Raw genomic sequence first — 15,925 nt, 5'->3', positions numbered from 1 at the left:
TTTAATTCCCAACGAGAGCGTCAAGGTACTCATCCAGGGTGAACTGGTTTAAATCTTCAACATTTTCACCCACTCCTATATAAGTTATAGGAACTTGGAGATTTTTAACGATAGATACCGCACTCCCCGCTTTTGAAGATCCGTCACATTTAGTAAAAATTAGACCAGTTAAGTTTAGTGCCTTATTAAATTCCTCGGCCTGTCTTAAAGCATTCTGTCCAGTAATCGCATCAATAACCAATAAAGTATGGTGAGGCGCTGAGTCATCTAGCTTTTTAAGAACATTCTTACTCTTTGTTAGCTCTTCCATTAGATTTCCAGCAGTATGAAGTCTGCCCGCTGTGTCGAGGATACAGTAATTTGCTTCCTCATTCATTGCCGTCTGCAGTGCATCGTAACCCACACCACTTGGATTAGCTCCCTCTTTAGCTCGAATCATTGTTGCATTTGCTCGGTCACACCAAACTTGTAGCTGATCAACCGCTGCGGCCCTAAAAGTATCACAAGCACCAACAACAACTTTTGCTCCTTGCGCTGTAAGTTTTGTCGCAAGCTTTCCAATTGTCGTCGTCTTCCCTGCACCATTAACGCCAACGATCATAATAACCTTGAGTTTCTTATCCGCTGGATTGAACTCAAATAGGTCCGAATTAATACTTTCTTGAATAGATCCCATCTGTTCCGTTAAAAACTTTTTAATGAAATTCTTAAAATCAGATTCTTGCATCTCGCCTTTTTTAACTTCTTTTTCAATGGCCTCAATTAGCTCAGAAGTTACTGTTGGACCGAGGTCTGCTCCATAAAGAATTTCTTCAATCTCATCTAAGATATCTTCAGAAATTGTTCCCTTCCCAAAAAGAGAGCCAAGTTTCCCCCAAACATCAGTACGAGACTGACTAAGCCCTTTCGCAAGTCTGTCTTTCCATGAAAGCTTTGGCGTCTTCAGTGGCTCAGGTGCTTTTTCTTCTTTCAGCTCTACTGGAGCCGGAGCATCAAGTGACTCTTCAACGTCAACAATCTCGGCATGAGCTGAAACTTCTGCTTTTACAGCTTCAGTCACTTCCTCAATTTGTTTTTCAACATCAGTTGAAGAGGTTCTAAAAATTAAATAAAGACCAGCAAGAAATACTAATCCAATTAAAGCTATTGCAGCGTAAGCATGTGTATCAGTTACCACAAGATGAAGTCCTGCTTCATCAACCCAAGATTGTAGTGTAGAAATCAATTCAACCATTATTTACCCTTTTAAATTTTCTCTTGTTATGTCATATTCAACTACAAAAACAAAGAGCGCAAAGCGTTAAGTACGAGTTATCTTATGAAAAAATATGAGCCACTTTTTATCATACAAAATTCAATCAAAGAATATTTTAATTCGAAGAGTTTTCTTGAAGTAATCACTCCTCCCGTTGTAACAAATCCAGGCATGGAGACCCATATTCACCCTTTTCAACTCCACAGTATTCACGCAAAGCAAAACAGAGATCTATACCTTCATACTTCCCCTGAGTTCCATATGAAATCTCTTCTGAGTGAAGGCTACGAAAATATCTTCACTCTAAGCTATGCCTTTCGTGATGAGCCAGATAGTACCACTCACCGAAAACAATTCTTAATGCTCGAATGGTATCGAAGTAATGAGCGCTATGAGCAGATCATGCAAGATTGTGAAGAGCTCTTCTCTTACTGTCTCAACTCTTTAAAAAGTAAACAAGTTCCAACAAATTTTGAAAAAGTAAAATTCACTCGTATGACAGTGGCGCAAGCTTTTAAAAGGTATGTTGGAGTTAATATCCTAGACTATCTCAACAAAGACGATCTGTATGAGCTTATTAAAAATGAATTCAAAACAATTCATCTCGCCGCCAGAGAACAACTAACATGGGACGATCTCTTTTTCTTATTAATGCTAAACGAAGTTGAGCCTAAGTTTGTTGAGTATGACTTCTTACTTCTCTATGAATTTCCTGCACCACTAAAGGCTCTTTCAACCATAAAAGAATCTGACCCTCGAGTATGTGAGAGATTTGAAATCTATTCTCGTGGTGTTGAACTTTGTAACTGCTTTAATGAATTAACAGATGAATCAGAGCAAAGAGCGCGCTTTACCGAGCAAGCAAAAGAGAAGCAAAATTTCTATGGTTATGAGCTACCTGAGGCTTCAGTTCTCTACTCTGCACTGAAAAAGGGATTACCACCAAGTGCAGGCATCGCACTTGGTGTTGAACGACTTCTAATGTCTCTTGCAAAAATTAGTAATCCATTTTGGGATTAATTTGTAGATCTCTTTTGAAGATTATTAAATAGCATGTGCATTTTAATAATGATCTCTGACTTAACATATTGATTCGGAACACGTTTCGCCCAAGATAGATGAGAACTAGGATCTGTTTGTGATCTTAGTTTATTTGTCCATATAGGATAGTTTTTGGCAAGGTCAGCAGAAAGGACAGCGTACCAAGCATAGAAGTCTTCATCACGATCCGAAATTAAGTATGTATCAGCAATATCAAGAGCCTTCTCAGTCACGAGTCTTTTAATAGAATATAAATTTAAAGAGGCTAATGTTTTTTCTGAAACTTTCTGATTCACATAACGACTCATAAAAGAGATCGCAAAATCAACAAGGGCACGCGATGGTGAATCATTATAGTTTTCTAAACGACGATAATAATCATCTAAGACCATTGCTCGATAAACTCCTTCTCGAGTTGCTCCTTGGGATAAAGTATTAAACCATTTCCCCAGTTCATCTCTATTGGCCTTAACTTCTCTAGTTGCCATGATAAGTTCATTTATATAACTCACATTATATTCATTAATCTGCTCTTCAGTTAAATTAAGTGTGACTTTATCTTTTTTCTTCTTATAAATATCTGTAGATGTTGCGTCTGAAATAATCTTTGGAATTGCAGGTAACTCCATCTCTGAATCTTCTTTACCGAAAATTTTAGATGCGTACTCCTCACCAATTAATTTTACAGTTAAACTTTTCAATGTCCCTTTAAGCTCATTCATATCAAGCGCATGGGAATTTACGCTCACTAAAATCAATAGACCAAGAAAAATACTTTTCACTTAAACTCCTATTACCTTTTTATATACTTATAAAACATATTATTCGAAATTTTTAACTCATTAATTGTTGTTCTCGCTTTCTGTTGATTTTGCCCATACCTTTTTTGAATAAAGTATCTTTCAACCTCTTCGATAAACTTAGGTAGTCCAACTTCTAGCACCACATCTTCAAATCCATCAAGTCCTTCTCTCGAAATAAAATCTTTTTCATGACCAGAGAAGTATTCGTACATATATTCGAGGCCGATCACACCTGTTCCAGAAGCAGTTATTTCTTTCAATGCCTTTGTGATCTCTCTTAAATTACCCGGCCAGTGTCGAGAACATAGGTATTCCAAGGCCTCATTCGAAATAACAATTCTTCTTGGTTGTAACTTTATAATCTTTCTTATGAACTCTATTTTTTGTGAGTTTGTATATTCGTAGAATGATGGAAGTCTAATCTGTATATCGGATATTCTTTGAAAAAGATCATGACGGAATACTTTTTCTTTGATATTTCTTTCCAGGTCATCACATGTCGCTGTTATTAACAAGAAATCTACTTTACGTGGCTCGCTATCCCCAACCCTATACACTATTCTTTCATCTATCACTTTCAAAAGTTTAACCTGAGTCTCTAAATCAAGGGCCCCAATCTCATCAATAAATAAAACACCACCATTGGCACTCTCAATGCGTCCTTTTCGATCTTCACTTGCTCCAGTGAAAGCTCCTTTCTTATGTCCAAATAATTCAGACTCGATTAGAGTTCTCGAAAGCTCACTGCAATTAACACTAATAAACGGAAGATCTACCTTATCTCTAAGCTCACAGAGATAGCGATGAACCTCTTTTGCCAGAAAAGTTTTTCCTGTACCAGTGTCACCAGTCAGTAGTAAATTTTGATTTTTTAAAAAGATATTCTTTAATTTTGCAAGGTTTTGCTTAGAGATATTAAACTCATCAGTAGATATTTTTCCAAGTCTCTGCTTATTAATAACAAATTCAATTTGTTCTTCGGTAGCAGGTTTTACTAAGAAGTCAGATGCTCCAAACTCGTAAGCCTGAGAGATGATACTATCTTCCTCATGCCCTGTAAGTGCAATGGTCTTAATACCTCTTGCACTCAAACGGCTAATTACTTCAAGCCCAATAAGATCCTCTTCAAGATCTAAATCAACAAAAGCTAAATCTGCTTCGATATCATCAATTTCTTTTAAGACAAGATGAGCTTGGCTATACTCAAAGGTCCGAGCATATCTTTTTAGCATGAGCGACAGGCCCATTCTTGCCATTTCATCATCTTCTAAAATCAATATCTTCATATATTTACCTACTACTTAGTAAATTATAGGTGATTACATAATATTAGATAGATAGAAATATTTTATGTTGAAAAGCCAACGATTTTTGTCAATTTCTCTTAATTGATCATGGACAAAAATTGCCTAGAAGCCGATAAATACAGGACTTTTCGCAAAACTTAAACTTTTTAAGTTTTATTGTCGATAATATAGTCATGAGAACGTTAAAAGGAATTAGCACATTTATTTTATTACTGGTTTTGTTTCAAGGCTGCATGCCGGATAGCCTAACAAAGTTCAAGGAAGATTCGGTAAAAAAGGTCAAGGAAGAGGTTGTTGAAACCCCTGAAGTCGTTTTTACAGACTCCGACGGGAATACTATCGATGCTTCTACACTTAACGTACCAACTTCACTATCCTATGCGGACACAATTTTTGTTGCAGGCACAACAACATTTCTTAATCCGTCTGGAGATCTGAATGATCTACTCCCGGTTGAAAATGCATTAACTAACAATGCTGCAAATAATTTCAATCCGCGCTATACAATCACTCCCGCTCTTCCGTCTGGAGTGAATCTCAATACTACAACTGGAGTTATTACTGCAACAACGTCGACACCCGTTGTTTCATCTACTTATTACGTTACTCTCGTTTATCGAGACCCAAATAGTCTAGAAGATGTTCAACTTGGTCCTGTTGGTGTTGATATCGGTGTTGAAGCTGAGATTCCAGATGACTTTCATGTTACTTTTGGAGCAACTTCAGCAACAAGAAAAATGGGCCTAGCAGTAGATTCGAACGCTGCTTTTTCTAGTGCAAGTCAACTTGTCTCTAAGAATAGTGGCTCAGGGACTATTAATCTTGTTGATGGTAATGACAATATTTTCGTCGACGTTGCAGTTAGCTCAAAGTTTGTTATTGGTGACGAGCTTGACGACGGAACTGCATATGTTTCCACTGAAACAGTTATTGAGGACGTAAATTTTTATTTTCCAACAAACTCAACAGTTGAACTCAATCCAGGGTCATCAAGCGCAACAGCTTTAGTTGCCAACAACGGCGTTACTTTTAGCATCAGTCCGGCTCTTCCTTCAGGACTTACTCTTGATACGACTACTGGTTTTATTACCGGAACAGTGACGACTGCTCAAACAAAGAAAACCTATGTACTCAGCGTTGAAAATCAGTCTTCCAACCAAACATACACTTTTGGACTAGGTATCATTGAAGCACCCGAAATGCTTTCTTTGGCAAATTTGAAAATTCTCCAATTAGATGATACATCAGCTTTCAGAGTTGGGAGTGACATTTCTTCTTCTCCAATTGCTCCGCTTACAACATTTGGAACAGGTATTGTTCGATACAAAACTACAAATTATGTCGTTGTAGAAGTAACTTCTAACACTGACTTTATTGACGGCCAATTTGTTGATAATGCAAAAACATTTGTGGCTGCTGAAGCAAAGATACAAGAAGCCCCAGAGCTTATCTCTGGTTTAATTAACGTTGCCGATGCTTCTCTATTCACTGATTACAATAACCCTGCTCCTGGTGGAACTTCACGTGGTTATATTATTTGTCAGTCAGGAAATGCAAAAGCGACTATCACTAAAATTGATGGAAATACAATCTATTATCTACAATCAAAAGATACAACAGGCTTAACTGGCAACTTTGAAGATGATGGAGCTCAAACTATTTTTAATACGAGTTCATGTGATAGTAATAACCCTGTATCTGGAACAACAACACAAACCGTAATAAGCCTTTGGACGCCTAACCAGATAACAACTCTTGCAGCTGCTGCAACAGGAGCTGGGTTTAAAAAAGGTTATGATGTTATCTCAGATCAATCAGCTTCTGGATATGTTAGTGCTTTAAGTGGGAGTGACCTTGAAATTCAACTCAATACTCAGGTATCATTTAACAATGGTGACATTCTTGATCCTACGAAGCCATACAACGCCGGAACGGCAATTACCCAAGTTGCTTCAAATTTAAAACTTGAACTTGAAGTTGGACAACCAACTATAATTTCACCTTTTAGAGTTAAAGGTGATGATATTGTTTATACAATTTCTCCAGCACTACCAGAAGGTTTAACACTCTCTTCTTCGTCTGGGGTGATCTCTGGAACACCTACTAAATCTTATGCTAAAACAGCCTATACTTTAACAGGAACCAACATTATCGGCTCACAGTCTATTACACTTCATATACAAGTGTATGACTACTTCCAAGTAACAGATGCTACAGATGCACCAAGCTATATTCTTCACAAAGCTGGCCAGGCAAATAAGAACAAAAAATGTCGCATTAATAAAGAAGATATTCTAGGATTTGCAACTGTTCAAGATACAACTATTGTTGATATTGACTGTATGCTTGATGCTGGAGAATCTGATCTATATAACCTGGGTGCAAAACTTAAACCTCTTATTGGTAAGGGGATGTGTGAATTTATCAGCTACAGACCTTATGCTTTCTATAATAGAAGACCTTCTGAAACAGGAACTGCTACAAAGTATTCTACAATTGCAAGTAACTCATGTACCGCTAGTTCTATTCCTGTAAACGCTTTTTACACAACAACTGGTTTAAATTCTTCAGCGACAGCTGATGCAGCCTTCACAGCAGGTAGTACTCAAATTACAGACATGACTGCAGAGTCACTATGTAATACACCTTCAGATGACTCTCTCCCAAATTGCGATGAGGGTTCTCATATAGTTAGATCGTGGACAATTGCTACAGATCCTGATACCCCTACAGATTGTACTTACACATATGAAGATGTAACTATCGATTGTGGTGGAAATAGGAATAGCTGTATTGCTGGAGCTTTAAGGGATGCTACATCAACTTCGAATATCGAAAGTGGCATCAAGAGCATTATTTCACCTGCAAATGATGGATATTCGACGACAACACATTCTATTACCGCACCAATTGATAACGGCTACAAGACTAATATTAGTATCGCTAATTTTGCGCTCAATAACTCATGTCACTCGGACACTGTATCCACAGAAACAATTACATACTCTAATAGCTGGGATCGTTATAAAAATCTATCTTCAACTAAGCCAATCTCTGAATATGTTGATCCTTTTAAAGGGGCAAGTCCATACTACACTTTTACGTGTCTCGACTCAGCGTACGATATAAAAGCAAGGATTAGACTAAATATCAGAGAGTTTGATAGAAACTTCAGTCAAAATGAAAATATCGATTCAATCTTTGCAGATATGATGGATGATAATACTCTAGACCCATTTAATAATTCTTATAATCAAATTGATGACTGGGCAAATACTTTAGCACCGAATCTTTCAGGTTGTGATGCAACAACAACACCTACGCCAAGTACCGTTGCCTTAACAGGAACAGGGAGTGCGACAGCAGACTTCTTTACTGTAACAGGGACTGGAACTTTATTTGAAACTGAAATTAAAGCCGGTGAAACTGTAAATATTGGTGGAGAGGATGTGATCGTTAGAGAGGTCCTTTCTAACAATGAGTTTAAAACAGTAAACTTCATTATCGGAAATCATGCAGGAGCAGCTCTCACTAGAAGTGGTAGCTACTCATTCCCAGGTGACGATCTCTAATTAATCGTCACCACTTTACCGACTAAATCAAAATCTAGAACATCGGTGATCTCAACTTTTACGAGGTCACCCTCTTTAAGCTCAACATCTCCAAGATCATTGATAATAACTTTTCCATCGATATCTGGAGCTTGTCCGAAATGTCTACCAACAATTAGTAGATCTGTATCTTCGTGAGTACCTTCAACAAGAACATCAATTGTCTGTCCTAGGAATTCTTCATTTAGCTCTCTTGCGATTTCTTTTTGAACTTCAAAAAGTCTATCGAACCTTTCATCGATCGTTGCTTGATCCACTTTTTCTTTTAAACGGAAAGCAGGAGTACCCTCTTCATCAGAATATCTAAAAATTCCAAGATGGTTAAAGCGAGCTTCTTTAATACCTTCAAGTAGTTTTTCAAAATCAGCTTCACTCTCTCCAGGGAAACCAACAATAATTGAAGTTCTAAGAACAATACCCGGAATACGGCTTCTGATCTTCTGGATACGCTCCATGATCTTTTCACCAGTAATTTTTCTATTCATTCTCTTTAGAACATAGTCAGAAAAATGTTGAACTGGCATATCAAGGTATTTACAAACTTTTGAAGATGTTGCCATTTTTTCAATAACTTCATCAGTTAACTCATCTGGATAAAAGTAAAATAATCTAACCCAATCGACACCTTCAACCGTCTCGAGACCAGAAAGGAGATTAAATAAATTGTTATTTTCATCTAGGTCCACACCATAATCTGAAAGATCTTGAGAAATAAGATTAAGTTCCCTAACTCCAGTCTCAGAAAGTGTTTGAGCTTCCTTCACAAGAGACTCTACCGTTCGCGACCTTAGTCTTCCTCTTAAAGTTGGAATAATACAGAAAGTACAATTTCTATTACAACCTTCAGATATTTTTAACCACGCTGTATAAAATGGAGAAGTATTCATACGAGGATCAAACTCCGTGTGAATAAAGCGCGGGATTTCAACGAATGATTTCTTTTCTAATTTATTTTCTTCTAATGCTTTTAATAAAGGAACAATTTTATGATATTCACCTGTGCCAATAAACATATCAACTTCTGGTAGATTTTCTTCAAGTTCTTTTGCATATCTTTGTGCCATACATCCAGATACAACAAGTGCCTTACATACACCGTTATCTTCTTCTTTATAGTCAGCAAGCTCTAAGATAGTATCAACAGACTCCTGTTTCGCAGCTTCAATAAAAGAGCATGTATTAACAACTATTACCTCTGCTTCATTTGGCTCAAAAACAACTTGAAAACCATTTAGTCCCATATGACCAAGCATAACTTGAGCATCTACGAGGTTCTTTGAACAACCTAAAGAAGTAAAAAATACTGTTCTATCGATAAACTTTTTATCCATGCTATTAGAAGTGGTTTCCATAAAAATAAATGCTCCAGTAAGAAAAATTAGACTCTTTTATAATCAATCCAATGTTTTTTCAACTGCTTATGCAATTTTTTCACTGTCAAGTGAATGTATTTTCAATGACTTGATACTTATCCCGTGTTCATCTATCCTAAAAGAGATGAAAAATTTAACTATAATACTAATGATCTTATTTATGGCCTCATGTTCTCGACAGGGCATTCCGCCAAAAAATCCACTTAGCGAGCTTACCAAGCTTTCGAATCCTAATGATGATCAAAGAAATGCTCTTCTTATTTTGAAGTTAAAAGAGCACGACCAGAGTAGGAATTTTAAAAGCTGCCCTGAGCTGCGTGAGTTAACCAGTGACAAGCATCCATTGGCGCCATGGCTTCTTTCAAAGTACATTCTACTCTGTAACCCAGAAGATACTTTTATTTCAAATATATCTCAAAGACTCGAAACATTCCCCTCTTGGTCACTTGCTGATTTAAGTGAGAGTATCATATCAAAATCTAAAATTCCTGATGAGATCATTAAGGCCAAGTTAACTCTTCTTGATTACCAGAAGACTCAAAAAGCTAAAATAGATCTATTGCAAGACGCAATTAAAATTGCAAAAAAAAACAAACTCCCTCAGGAAGAACTTTATAAAAAACTTGAAGATGTTTCGCCACAATACACACGAGAAGTAACATTGGAAAATATGTATGATGTAGCAAGAGACTTTGAGCGAAATAGAAATTTCAAACATGCCCGTGAGCTTTATCGTAAAATTGTAAGACATAAAGACACTTCATTAGAAGACCAAGTTAAGGCTTGGGAGCGCGTACGCATGAGCTACAAACTTCAACGAGATAAAGAAACCTATCTCAAGCAAACACAACGTCTTGTTAAGTTTTTAAGCTTTAAAAAAGATAACGCTTTCGGGCTCGATAAGTATGTTGAGTATTCGATAACTCTTGCACGCATTTACTGGACGAATGACCAATTCCCAAAGGCTAAGGCTCGTCTGAGTAGGCTACTAAAACTGAAAGAGTTAGCAAATAAGCACCTCGCACAAGTTTACTTCTATCTTGGCGGTATCAGTGAAGACGAGGATAAACTTGAAACAGCAATAAATTTTTACAAGAAGGCTTATACTTTAGCCAATGATTCAAACGAAAAAGAACTTGCATCCTTGAAAGATGATTCATTGTGGAACATCTCTTGGTATTACTACAAAGAGAAGGAATACAACCTAAGTTTAGAATGGCTATCAAAATACACAGAAGAAGATTCTCCAGACTATAAATTTTATTTTTGGAAAGCAGCAATCTTGAAAAAGGTTAACAGAGAAGATGACTCTCAAGATGTAATAAGATTTCTACGAAAAGCTGATCCTTATGGTTATTACGGGCAATTAAGCTATATTTACTCAAATGAACTAAGCACTTTACCAAACTCAGTAGAAAAAATTAAGTATGGAAATGACCCATTATCCTGGGCCCTCTACTGCAATCTTGATGAACTAGCACAAAATATTCTTGATAATGATCCAAACACGAGTTTATCAAAGTATTACCAAGCATCTTATTATGACAAAATGATATTCAAGTACTTCTCTCTATCAAAAGAAAAGAAAGAAGATCTTCTTCGCGAAACACCTTTATACTCGTTTCCACTAGCTTTTAGTGATGAGTTTATTAATGCGAATAGATCAGAGCACGTTTCCGCTCCTCTACTAATGTCTATTGCAAGACAAGAGTCTGCATTTAATCCATTCGCACGAAGCCCGGCTGATGCCTTTGGCCTTCTACAGCTTATACCTGCACAGGGCGAACGACTTTCAAAAAAAGCGAATATCGCGTTCAAAGATTTTAACGATCTTTATGATATTGAAAAAAATATTTCTCTCTCATCAATACTTCTTGAAGAGCTTATGAAGAGGCAAAATTTTAATTTCATTAATTTTGTGGCAAGTTATAACGCTGGCGAAAACCCTGTTCACCGTTGGAGAAGCCGCAACAAGAGCCTAACAGATATCGAATTTATTGAACAAATTCCATATAGCGAAACACGTAATTACGTGAAACTTGTTACGAGAAACTATCTCGTTTATAAAAGGCTCTTAAGTAAAGAGCCATTTTCGATAACAGACAGATTCTTTTCTCAAGGAAAGTACTAAGACTACTGTTTTAGTACTTTCGCTCCTTTTGGAATTTCAAAAACAAAATGTTTGGCTGGAAATGTAACTTTTGTTGCAATATTTGAAAGTTTCAGTTCAACTAATCGACCATCAGTATAACTAATATCGATAATATTAAGTTCATCGAAGATTAGCCTATCAGCTTTATTAAATTTTAATGTGGCAGTTTTAATTCCAGTTGATTTTGATGCTGACTTGTTAAATGTTAAAAGAGCCTCACTACCCTTAATTGCGACAGAATAGTTTCCATTTGTCTTTAGTCCATCTTTTAGAATATCAAAAAAACTTGAAAGGCTCGCGGCCTGTCCCTTATGAACAGTTACCTCAGCTGGTTCGTCGTCAAATAGTGGAGCACGATAAATCCAAGTGGTTTTAGAATTCGAAACATATACAAGTTTCTCTGGTTTTTCTTGATCGATTTTTAAATTACTTGGGTATTTATATTCGAACACTCCTGTTCCACTTCTATTTTGCTGACTCACTTGCGATTTAAATTCTTGCGTATAATTCATCTTGAATGAGTTTGGTATAAAAGCGAAAGTCGGAATTGATAAAAGAAAGATAAATGATTTAAGCATATTGGGGTCTCCGATTAATAGACCCCAATAGTATAATTTGTTTTTTGAAATTAGTGAAGTTGTACAGAAACAGCTTTTGAAACACCTGGTTCCTGCATTGTAACACCGTAAAGTGTATCATTTAGCTCCATTGTCTTCTTATTGTGAGTAATCAAAATAAATTGAGATTCTTTACTCATCTCTCTTAGAAGTTCGTTGAATCTACCAACGTTAGCATCATCAAGAGGGGCATCAACCTCATCGAGAAGACAGAACGGAGCTGGCTTAACAAGGTAGATTGAGAAGATTAGAGATACAGCTGTCATCGCTTTCTCTCCCCCTGACATCAGGTTGATATTTTGCATCTTCTTACCTGGTGGCTGAGCGATAATATCAAGACCACATTCAGGGTCATCAATATTTCCTACAATCTTCAGAGTTGCAGATCCACCACCAAAGATGATTGGGAATACTTTTTGGAAACGAACGTTAACTTCTTCAAAAGCAATTGCAAATCTCTCTTTAGATTTTTCATCAATATGATTAATTGCAGTCTGTAGATCTTCTAAAGATTTTCTTAGCTCTTCTTCCTGAACCTTTAAGAAGTCATGACGTAATTTTTGTCTGTCATAATCTTCAATCGCCTGCCAGTTAATCTCGCCAAGTCTAACATACTCGTTCTTATAGTTTTTAAGCTTATTTGAAAGTTCTTTCAATTCTTGACCGTATTTTCTTACGAAGTCATAAGAAACGGCCTCAACTTCAACAACACCATTTTCAGTTTCCATGTAATACATTCTAGAAACGTCATTAAGTCTTTCGAAATCTTCGTTAGCATATTCTAAGAAGCGACCGATTGAAACACGTAGATCCACTCTATACTTTTCAAATATATTCTTAACAATCTCTTCTTCTTCAGCAAGGTACTGCTCGAAACGAACTTCTTTTTCTGTGACTTCTTTATCAGTTTTAGAGATATCTTTTCCAAGGGCCTTAACTCTATCTTCTCTCTCCTGCATACTAAGAAGAAGTTCAGATAATTCGTCTTTTAGGTGAGAAAGTACTTCATCTTTATCAGATAGGATCTCTGCAGTCTCTTTATTACTTACTTCAAGAGTTTGAAGTTCTTCTTCAACAACAGTCATCTCATCAGATAATTTTTCAACTAACTCTGTGTTTGTTTGAATACGAAGTTCTTGTTTTTCAAGTTGAGCTTCGATATCTAATATTTGAGATTCTAGAGATTTCACTCTTTGATCAAAAGTCTTTGCTTCTACTTGTTTGGCCATTAGAACTTCTCTATCTGCTTCGTAAGTAGAGCGAACATCTTCAAATTCAGCTTCTCTTTCTTCAATTAATGCAGAGATTTCTTCAAGCTCTTCATCAATAGCAGATTTGTCTTTAGAGAATGACTCTTCTTTTTCAAGAATATCTAAACGAAGTTTTGAAGTTTCATCGCGACGAGACTTTAAGATATCAAGTCTTGTATTACCGTTCTCCATTCCAGAAAGCTTAGAATCAAGAGCAGATTTCTTAGAGGCAAAGTCAGCTTTAGAGTTTGCAAGCTTATCTCTTAGTTCTTCGTGCTCAATAACTTTGGCAGCAACAAGATTATTGCTTTCTTCTACTTGTGCTTCAAGCTTAGCGACTTCTTCGTTTAAAACAGCGAGAGATGCTTCAAGTTCTTCAATTTTATTATTTCTAGCAACAGCACTTTGTGCTTCATTCTCAGCTGATTTAACGGCCAGAACAGTTGCCTTATTTCTATTTCTAAGGATTGTCTTCCCAGACATATCCGTTAAACCAATAAAGTTAATCGCACTTGAAATTGTTTTTGCTTTATCAAGATCAAGATTCTCAACAATGAATAATCCATCTAAGTATGGTGTTAGTCTTGACTTAAATTCTTCTGGAATTTGAACTACAGAAGCAAGGCTTACAATTTCTTGTCCAAGCTTAACAGAGATTCTCTCTTTTGTTTCTGGTGATACAAGATCTGCAGACTTATCACCAAGAAGAATTTCTAGGGCCTTATCAGAGTTATCATTTACCCATGATTTTAGTAGACCTAGATCATCTTCAGTTGTCACAAGAGTATCGAAAAACTCTCCGAGAAGTGCCTCAACAGCAGCAGTGTACTTATCATCACACTTAACAAGGTTTCCTAAAAGCTTATAAGCTTCAGTTTCATTGTTTTTTAAGAACTCAGTAATTCCCTCTTTTGCACCTTCTAAAGATGATGCAACTTCTTTTAGAGAGTTGTAACGAGACTCAGTAGTAATTTGTTCTTTTGTTTTTGTTTTTAAAGTTGCTTCAAGATCTCTATCAAAACGAGTTAGCTCTTCAAGCTCTCTTTTTGAAACCGATTCTTTAAAAGTTAACTCTTCTACTAATTTTTCAGCAGCGTTAACTTCGTCTCTTTCTTTTGCGATCTCAGTTGAGACACCAGAATATTGTTTTTCTAATGCTTCAATTTCAGTTGCAAGATCTTGAAGAGAACGAGCATATTCTTCAAGCTTAGAATTATTTTGGAAAGCAAGTTGATCCATTTTAGAAACTTCTTCTTTCTTTTCAGTTAGAGAGTCTCTAAGATCATTTAAAGCTTCCTTCTTAAGTTCTAGTTCTGCTTTTAATTCTTCAATTCTTTCTTCTTCAGCTTCGTAGTCAAATTCTTCTTTTGCTGAAGCAACAACAGTTTCTTTCTCTTCGATTAGCGCATCACGCTTCTCTCTTCTCTCAAGGATTTCAGTCTTAAGATCTTCAGTCTCTTGTTGTCTTGTTTCTAATTGTTTTTCTTTATCAGTTAAACTTGAACAAAGTGAGTTTAATCTCTCTTCAGATTTTGCAAGCTTATTCGATATTTCATTTCTTTCTTTTTGAAGATTCTCAATTCCTTCTGCTTTTTCTTCGCGAGTATATCTTTCTTCCTCTAGTGAAATTTCTAGTTGCTCCTTCTCATTAATCCAAGATTGAAGTTGCATTTTCTTTTCAATAAGCTCACTACTTCCATCTCTAAGCTCTTTAAGCATGTCAAACATACGGTGAGCATTTACAGAAATTTCTGTTCTTTGAATTTTATCTTTTAAACTTCTCGCTCTTTCTGCCTTCTCAGCTTGCTTTTGAAGCGATCTTAAGTTCTTTTCAATTTCAATTTTTAGATCTGCAAGACGAGTTAAGTTTTGTTCTGTAGCTTCAATCTTTTTTAGAGATTCTTTTTTTCTGATTTTGAATTTTGTAATACCAGCAACTTCTTCGATCATCGTACGACGCTCAACCGGCTTCATTTGAACAAGTTTATTGATCTCACCCTGAGCAATAATTGAATAAGACTTCGCCCCAGCTCCTGTATCCATGAAAACTTCTTGGATATCTTTAAGACGAGCAGGTTCACCGTTGATACGATATTCAGTGTCACCATTTTTATAAAGCTTTCTTGTCAATTGAATCTCAGAAGGACTCGCCACCTTATTTCCAATATGAATATGCTTACCAGTAGTGTTCTCTAGAACAAGTGTTGCTTCTGCAAACGAACCTGGAGAATATTTTGAAGATCCTGCAAAGATCAGGTCTTTCATTGAACTACCTCTGAGGTGCTTGGCAGACTGCTCTCCCATTACCCAAAATAAGGCATCAACGATATTAGATTTACCACATCCATTTGGCCCAACGATTCCTGTAATTCCATCATCGAAATTAATAACCGTTCTATCTTTGAATGATTTAAATCCCTGAATAATCAATCTTTTCAGTTGCACATTTACTCCGTCGTCTCAAAATAAATAATTTTAAATTAGTGTTGTGTGTTAGACACCCAATCTACCATTAA

At 36.3% G+C, this 15,925-nt stretch carries 9 protein-coding genes; 3 read left to right on the top strand and 6 right to left on the bottom strand.

Annotated elements, in window-relative coordinates:
* Position 1: 1 nt before the first annotated feature.
* Positions 2 to 1,234 (bottom strand): signal recognition particle-docking protein FtsY, encoded by a 1,233-nt coding sequence (gene ftsY, locus M900_RS04535; protein WP_021273672.1) that lies wholly within the window; start codon positions 1,232 to 1,234, stop codon positions 2 to 4.
* A gap of 84 nt (positions 1,235 to 1,318) precedes the next feature.
* Between ftsY and epmA the strand changes: the two genes are divergently transcribed.
* On the top strand, positions 1,319 to 2,275 hold the full coding sequence (epmA, locus tag M900_RS04530; protein ID WP_021273728.1) for an EF-P lysine aminoacylase EpmA: 957 nt from the start codon (positions 1,319 to 1,321) through the stop codon (positions 2,273 to 2,275).
* Here epmA and M900_RS04525 read toward each other — a convergent pair.
* Positions 2,272 to 3,078 carry a hypothetical protein gene (locus M900_RS04525; protein WP_021273586.1) on the bottom strand — a complete coding sequence of 269 codons (807 nt, stop codon included), beginning with the start codon at positions 3,076 to 3,078 and terminating at the stop codon, positions 2,272 to 2,274. The two genes, epmA and M900_RS04525, sit on opposite strands and share 4 nt — an antisense overlap.
* 11 nt (positions 3,079 to 3,089) lie before the next feature.
* Positions 3,090 to 4,385, bottom strand: coding sequence for a sigma-54 dependent transcriptional regulator (locus M900_RS04520; protein ID WP_021273693.1), 1,296 nt, complete (start codon positions 4,383 to 4,385; stop codon positions 3,090 to 3,092).
* Positions 4,386 to 4,579: 194 nt separating this feature from the next.
* Between M900_RS04520 and M900_RS04515 the strand changes: the two genes are divergently transcribed.
* Positions 4,580 to 7,978 carry a putative Ig domain-containing protein gene (locus tag M900_RS04515; RefSeq protein ID WP_084703458.1) on the top strand — a complete coding sequence of 1,133 codons (3,399 nt, stop codon included), beginning with the start codon at positions 4,580 to 4,582 and terminating at the stop codon, positions 7,976 to 7,978.
* Here M900_RS04515 and rimO read toward each other — a convergent pair.
* Positions 7,975 to 9,369 carry a 30S ribosomal protein S12 methylthiotransferase RimO gene (gene rimO / locus M900_RS04510; RefSeq protein WP_021273663.1) on the bottom strand — a complete coding sequence of 465 codons (1,395 nt, stop codon included), beginning with the start codon at positions 9,367 to 9,369 and terminating at the stop codon, positions 7,975 to 7,977. The two genes, M900_RS04515 and rimO, sit on opposite strands and share 4 nt — an antisense overlap.
* A 145-nt stretch (positions 9,370 to 9,514) precedes the next feature.
* Between rimO and M900_RS04505 the strand changes: the two genes are divergently transcribed.
* Positions 9,515 to 11,521 carry a lytic transglycosylase domain-containing protein gene (locus tag M900_RS04505; protein ID WP_157680539.1) on the top strand — a complete coding sequence of 669 codons (2,007 nt, stop codon included), beginning with the start codon at positions 9,515 to 9,517 and terminating at the stop codon, positions 11,519 to 11,521.
* A 2-nt stretch (positions 11,522 to 11,523) separates the two neighbouring features.
* Here the strand turns inward: M900_RS04505 and M900_RS04500 are convergent, their stop codons facing one another.
* Positions 11,524 to 12,120: an outer-membrane lipoprotein carrier protein LolA gene (locus M900_RS04500; protein WP_021273660.1), complete on the bottom strand. Its 597-nt coding sequence runs from the start codon at positions 12,118 to 12,120 to the stop codon at positions 11,524 to 11,526.
* Between the two features lie 50 nt (positions 12,121 to 12,170).
* Positions 12,171 to 15,854, bottom strand: coding sequence for a chromosome segregation protein SMC (gene smc / locus M900_RS04495; RefSeq protein ID WP_021273674.1), 3,684 nt, complete (start codon positions 15,852 to 15,854; stop codon positions 12,171 to 12,173).
* Between the last annotated feature and the right edge of the window lie 71 nt (positions 15,855 to 15,925).

The organism is Bacteriovorax sp. Seq25_V (genome assembly GCF_000447795.1).
Classification (GTDB): Bacteria; Bdellovibrionota; Bacteriovoracia; order Bacteriovoracales; family Bacteriovoracaceae; genus Halobacteriovorax_A.
The sequence above is the reverse complement of the archived record's forward strand: the minus strand, read 5'-3'. Positions and strand labels throughout refer to the sequence as shown.

Bases quoted from the DNA above. Each gene is read 5' to 3' on its own strand.
- ftsY (WP_021273672.1), bottom strand. From the start codon at position 1,234: ATGGTTGAATTGATTTCTACACTACAATCTTGGGTTGATGAAGCAGGA.
- epmA (WP_021273728.1), top strand. From the start codon at position 1,319: ATGAAAAAATATGAGCCACTTTTTATCATACAAAATTCAATCAAAGAA.
- M900_RS04520 (WP_021273693.1), bottom strand. From the start codon at position 4,385: ATGAAGATATTGATTTTAGAAGATGATGAAATGGCAAGAATGGGCCTG.
- M900_RS04515 (WP_084703458.1), top strand. From the start codon at position 4,580: ATGAGAACGTTAAAAGGAATTAGCACATTTATTTTATTACTGGTTTTG.
- rimO (WP_021273663.1), bottom strand. From the start codon at position 9,369: ATGGAAACCACTTCTAATAGCATGGATAAAAAGTTTATCGATAGAACA.
- M900_RS04505 (WP_157680539.1), top strand. From the start codon at position 9,515: ATGAAAAATTTAACTATAATACTAATGATCTTATTTATGGCCTCATGT.
- M900_RS04500 (WP_021273660.1), bottom strand. From the start codon at position 12,120: ATGCTTAAATCATTTATCTTTCTTTTATCAATTCCGACTTTCGCTTTT.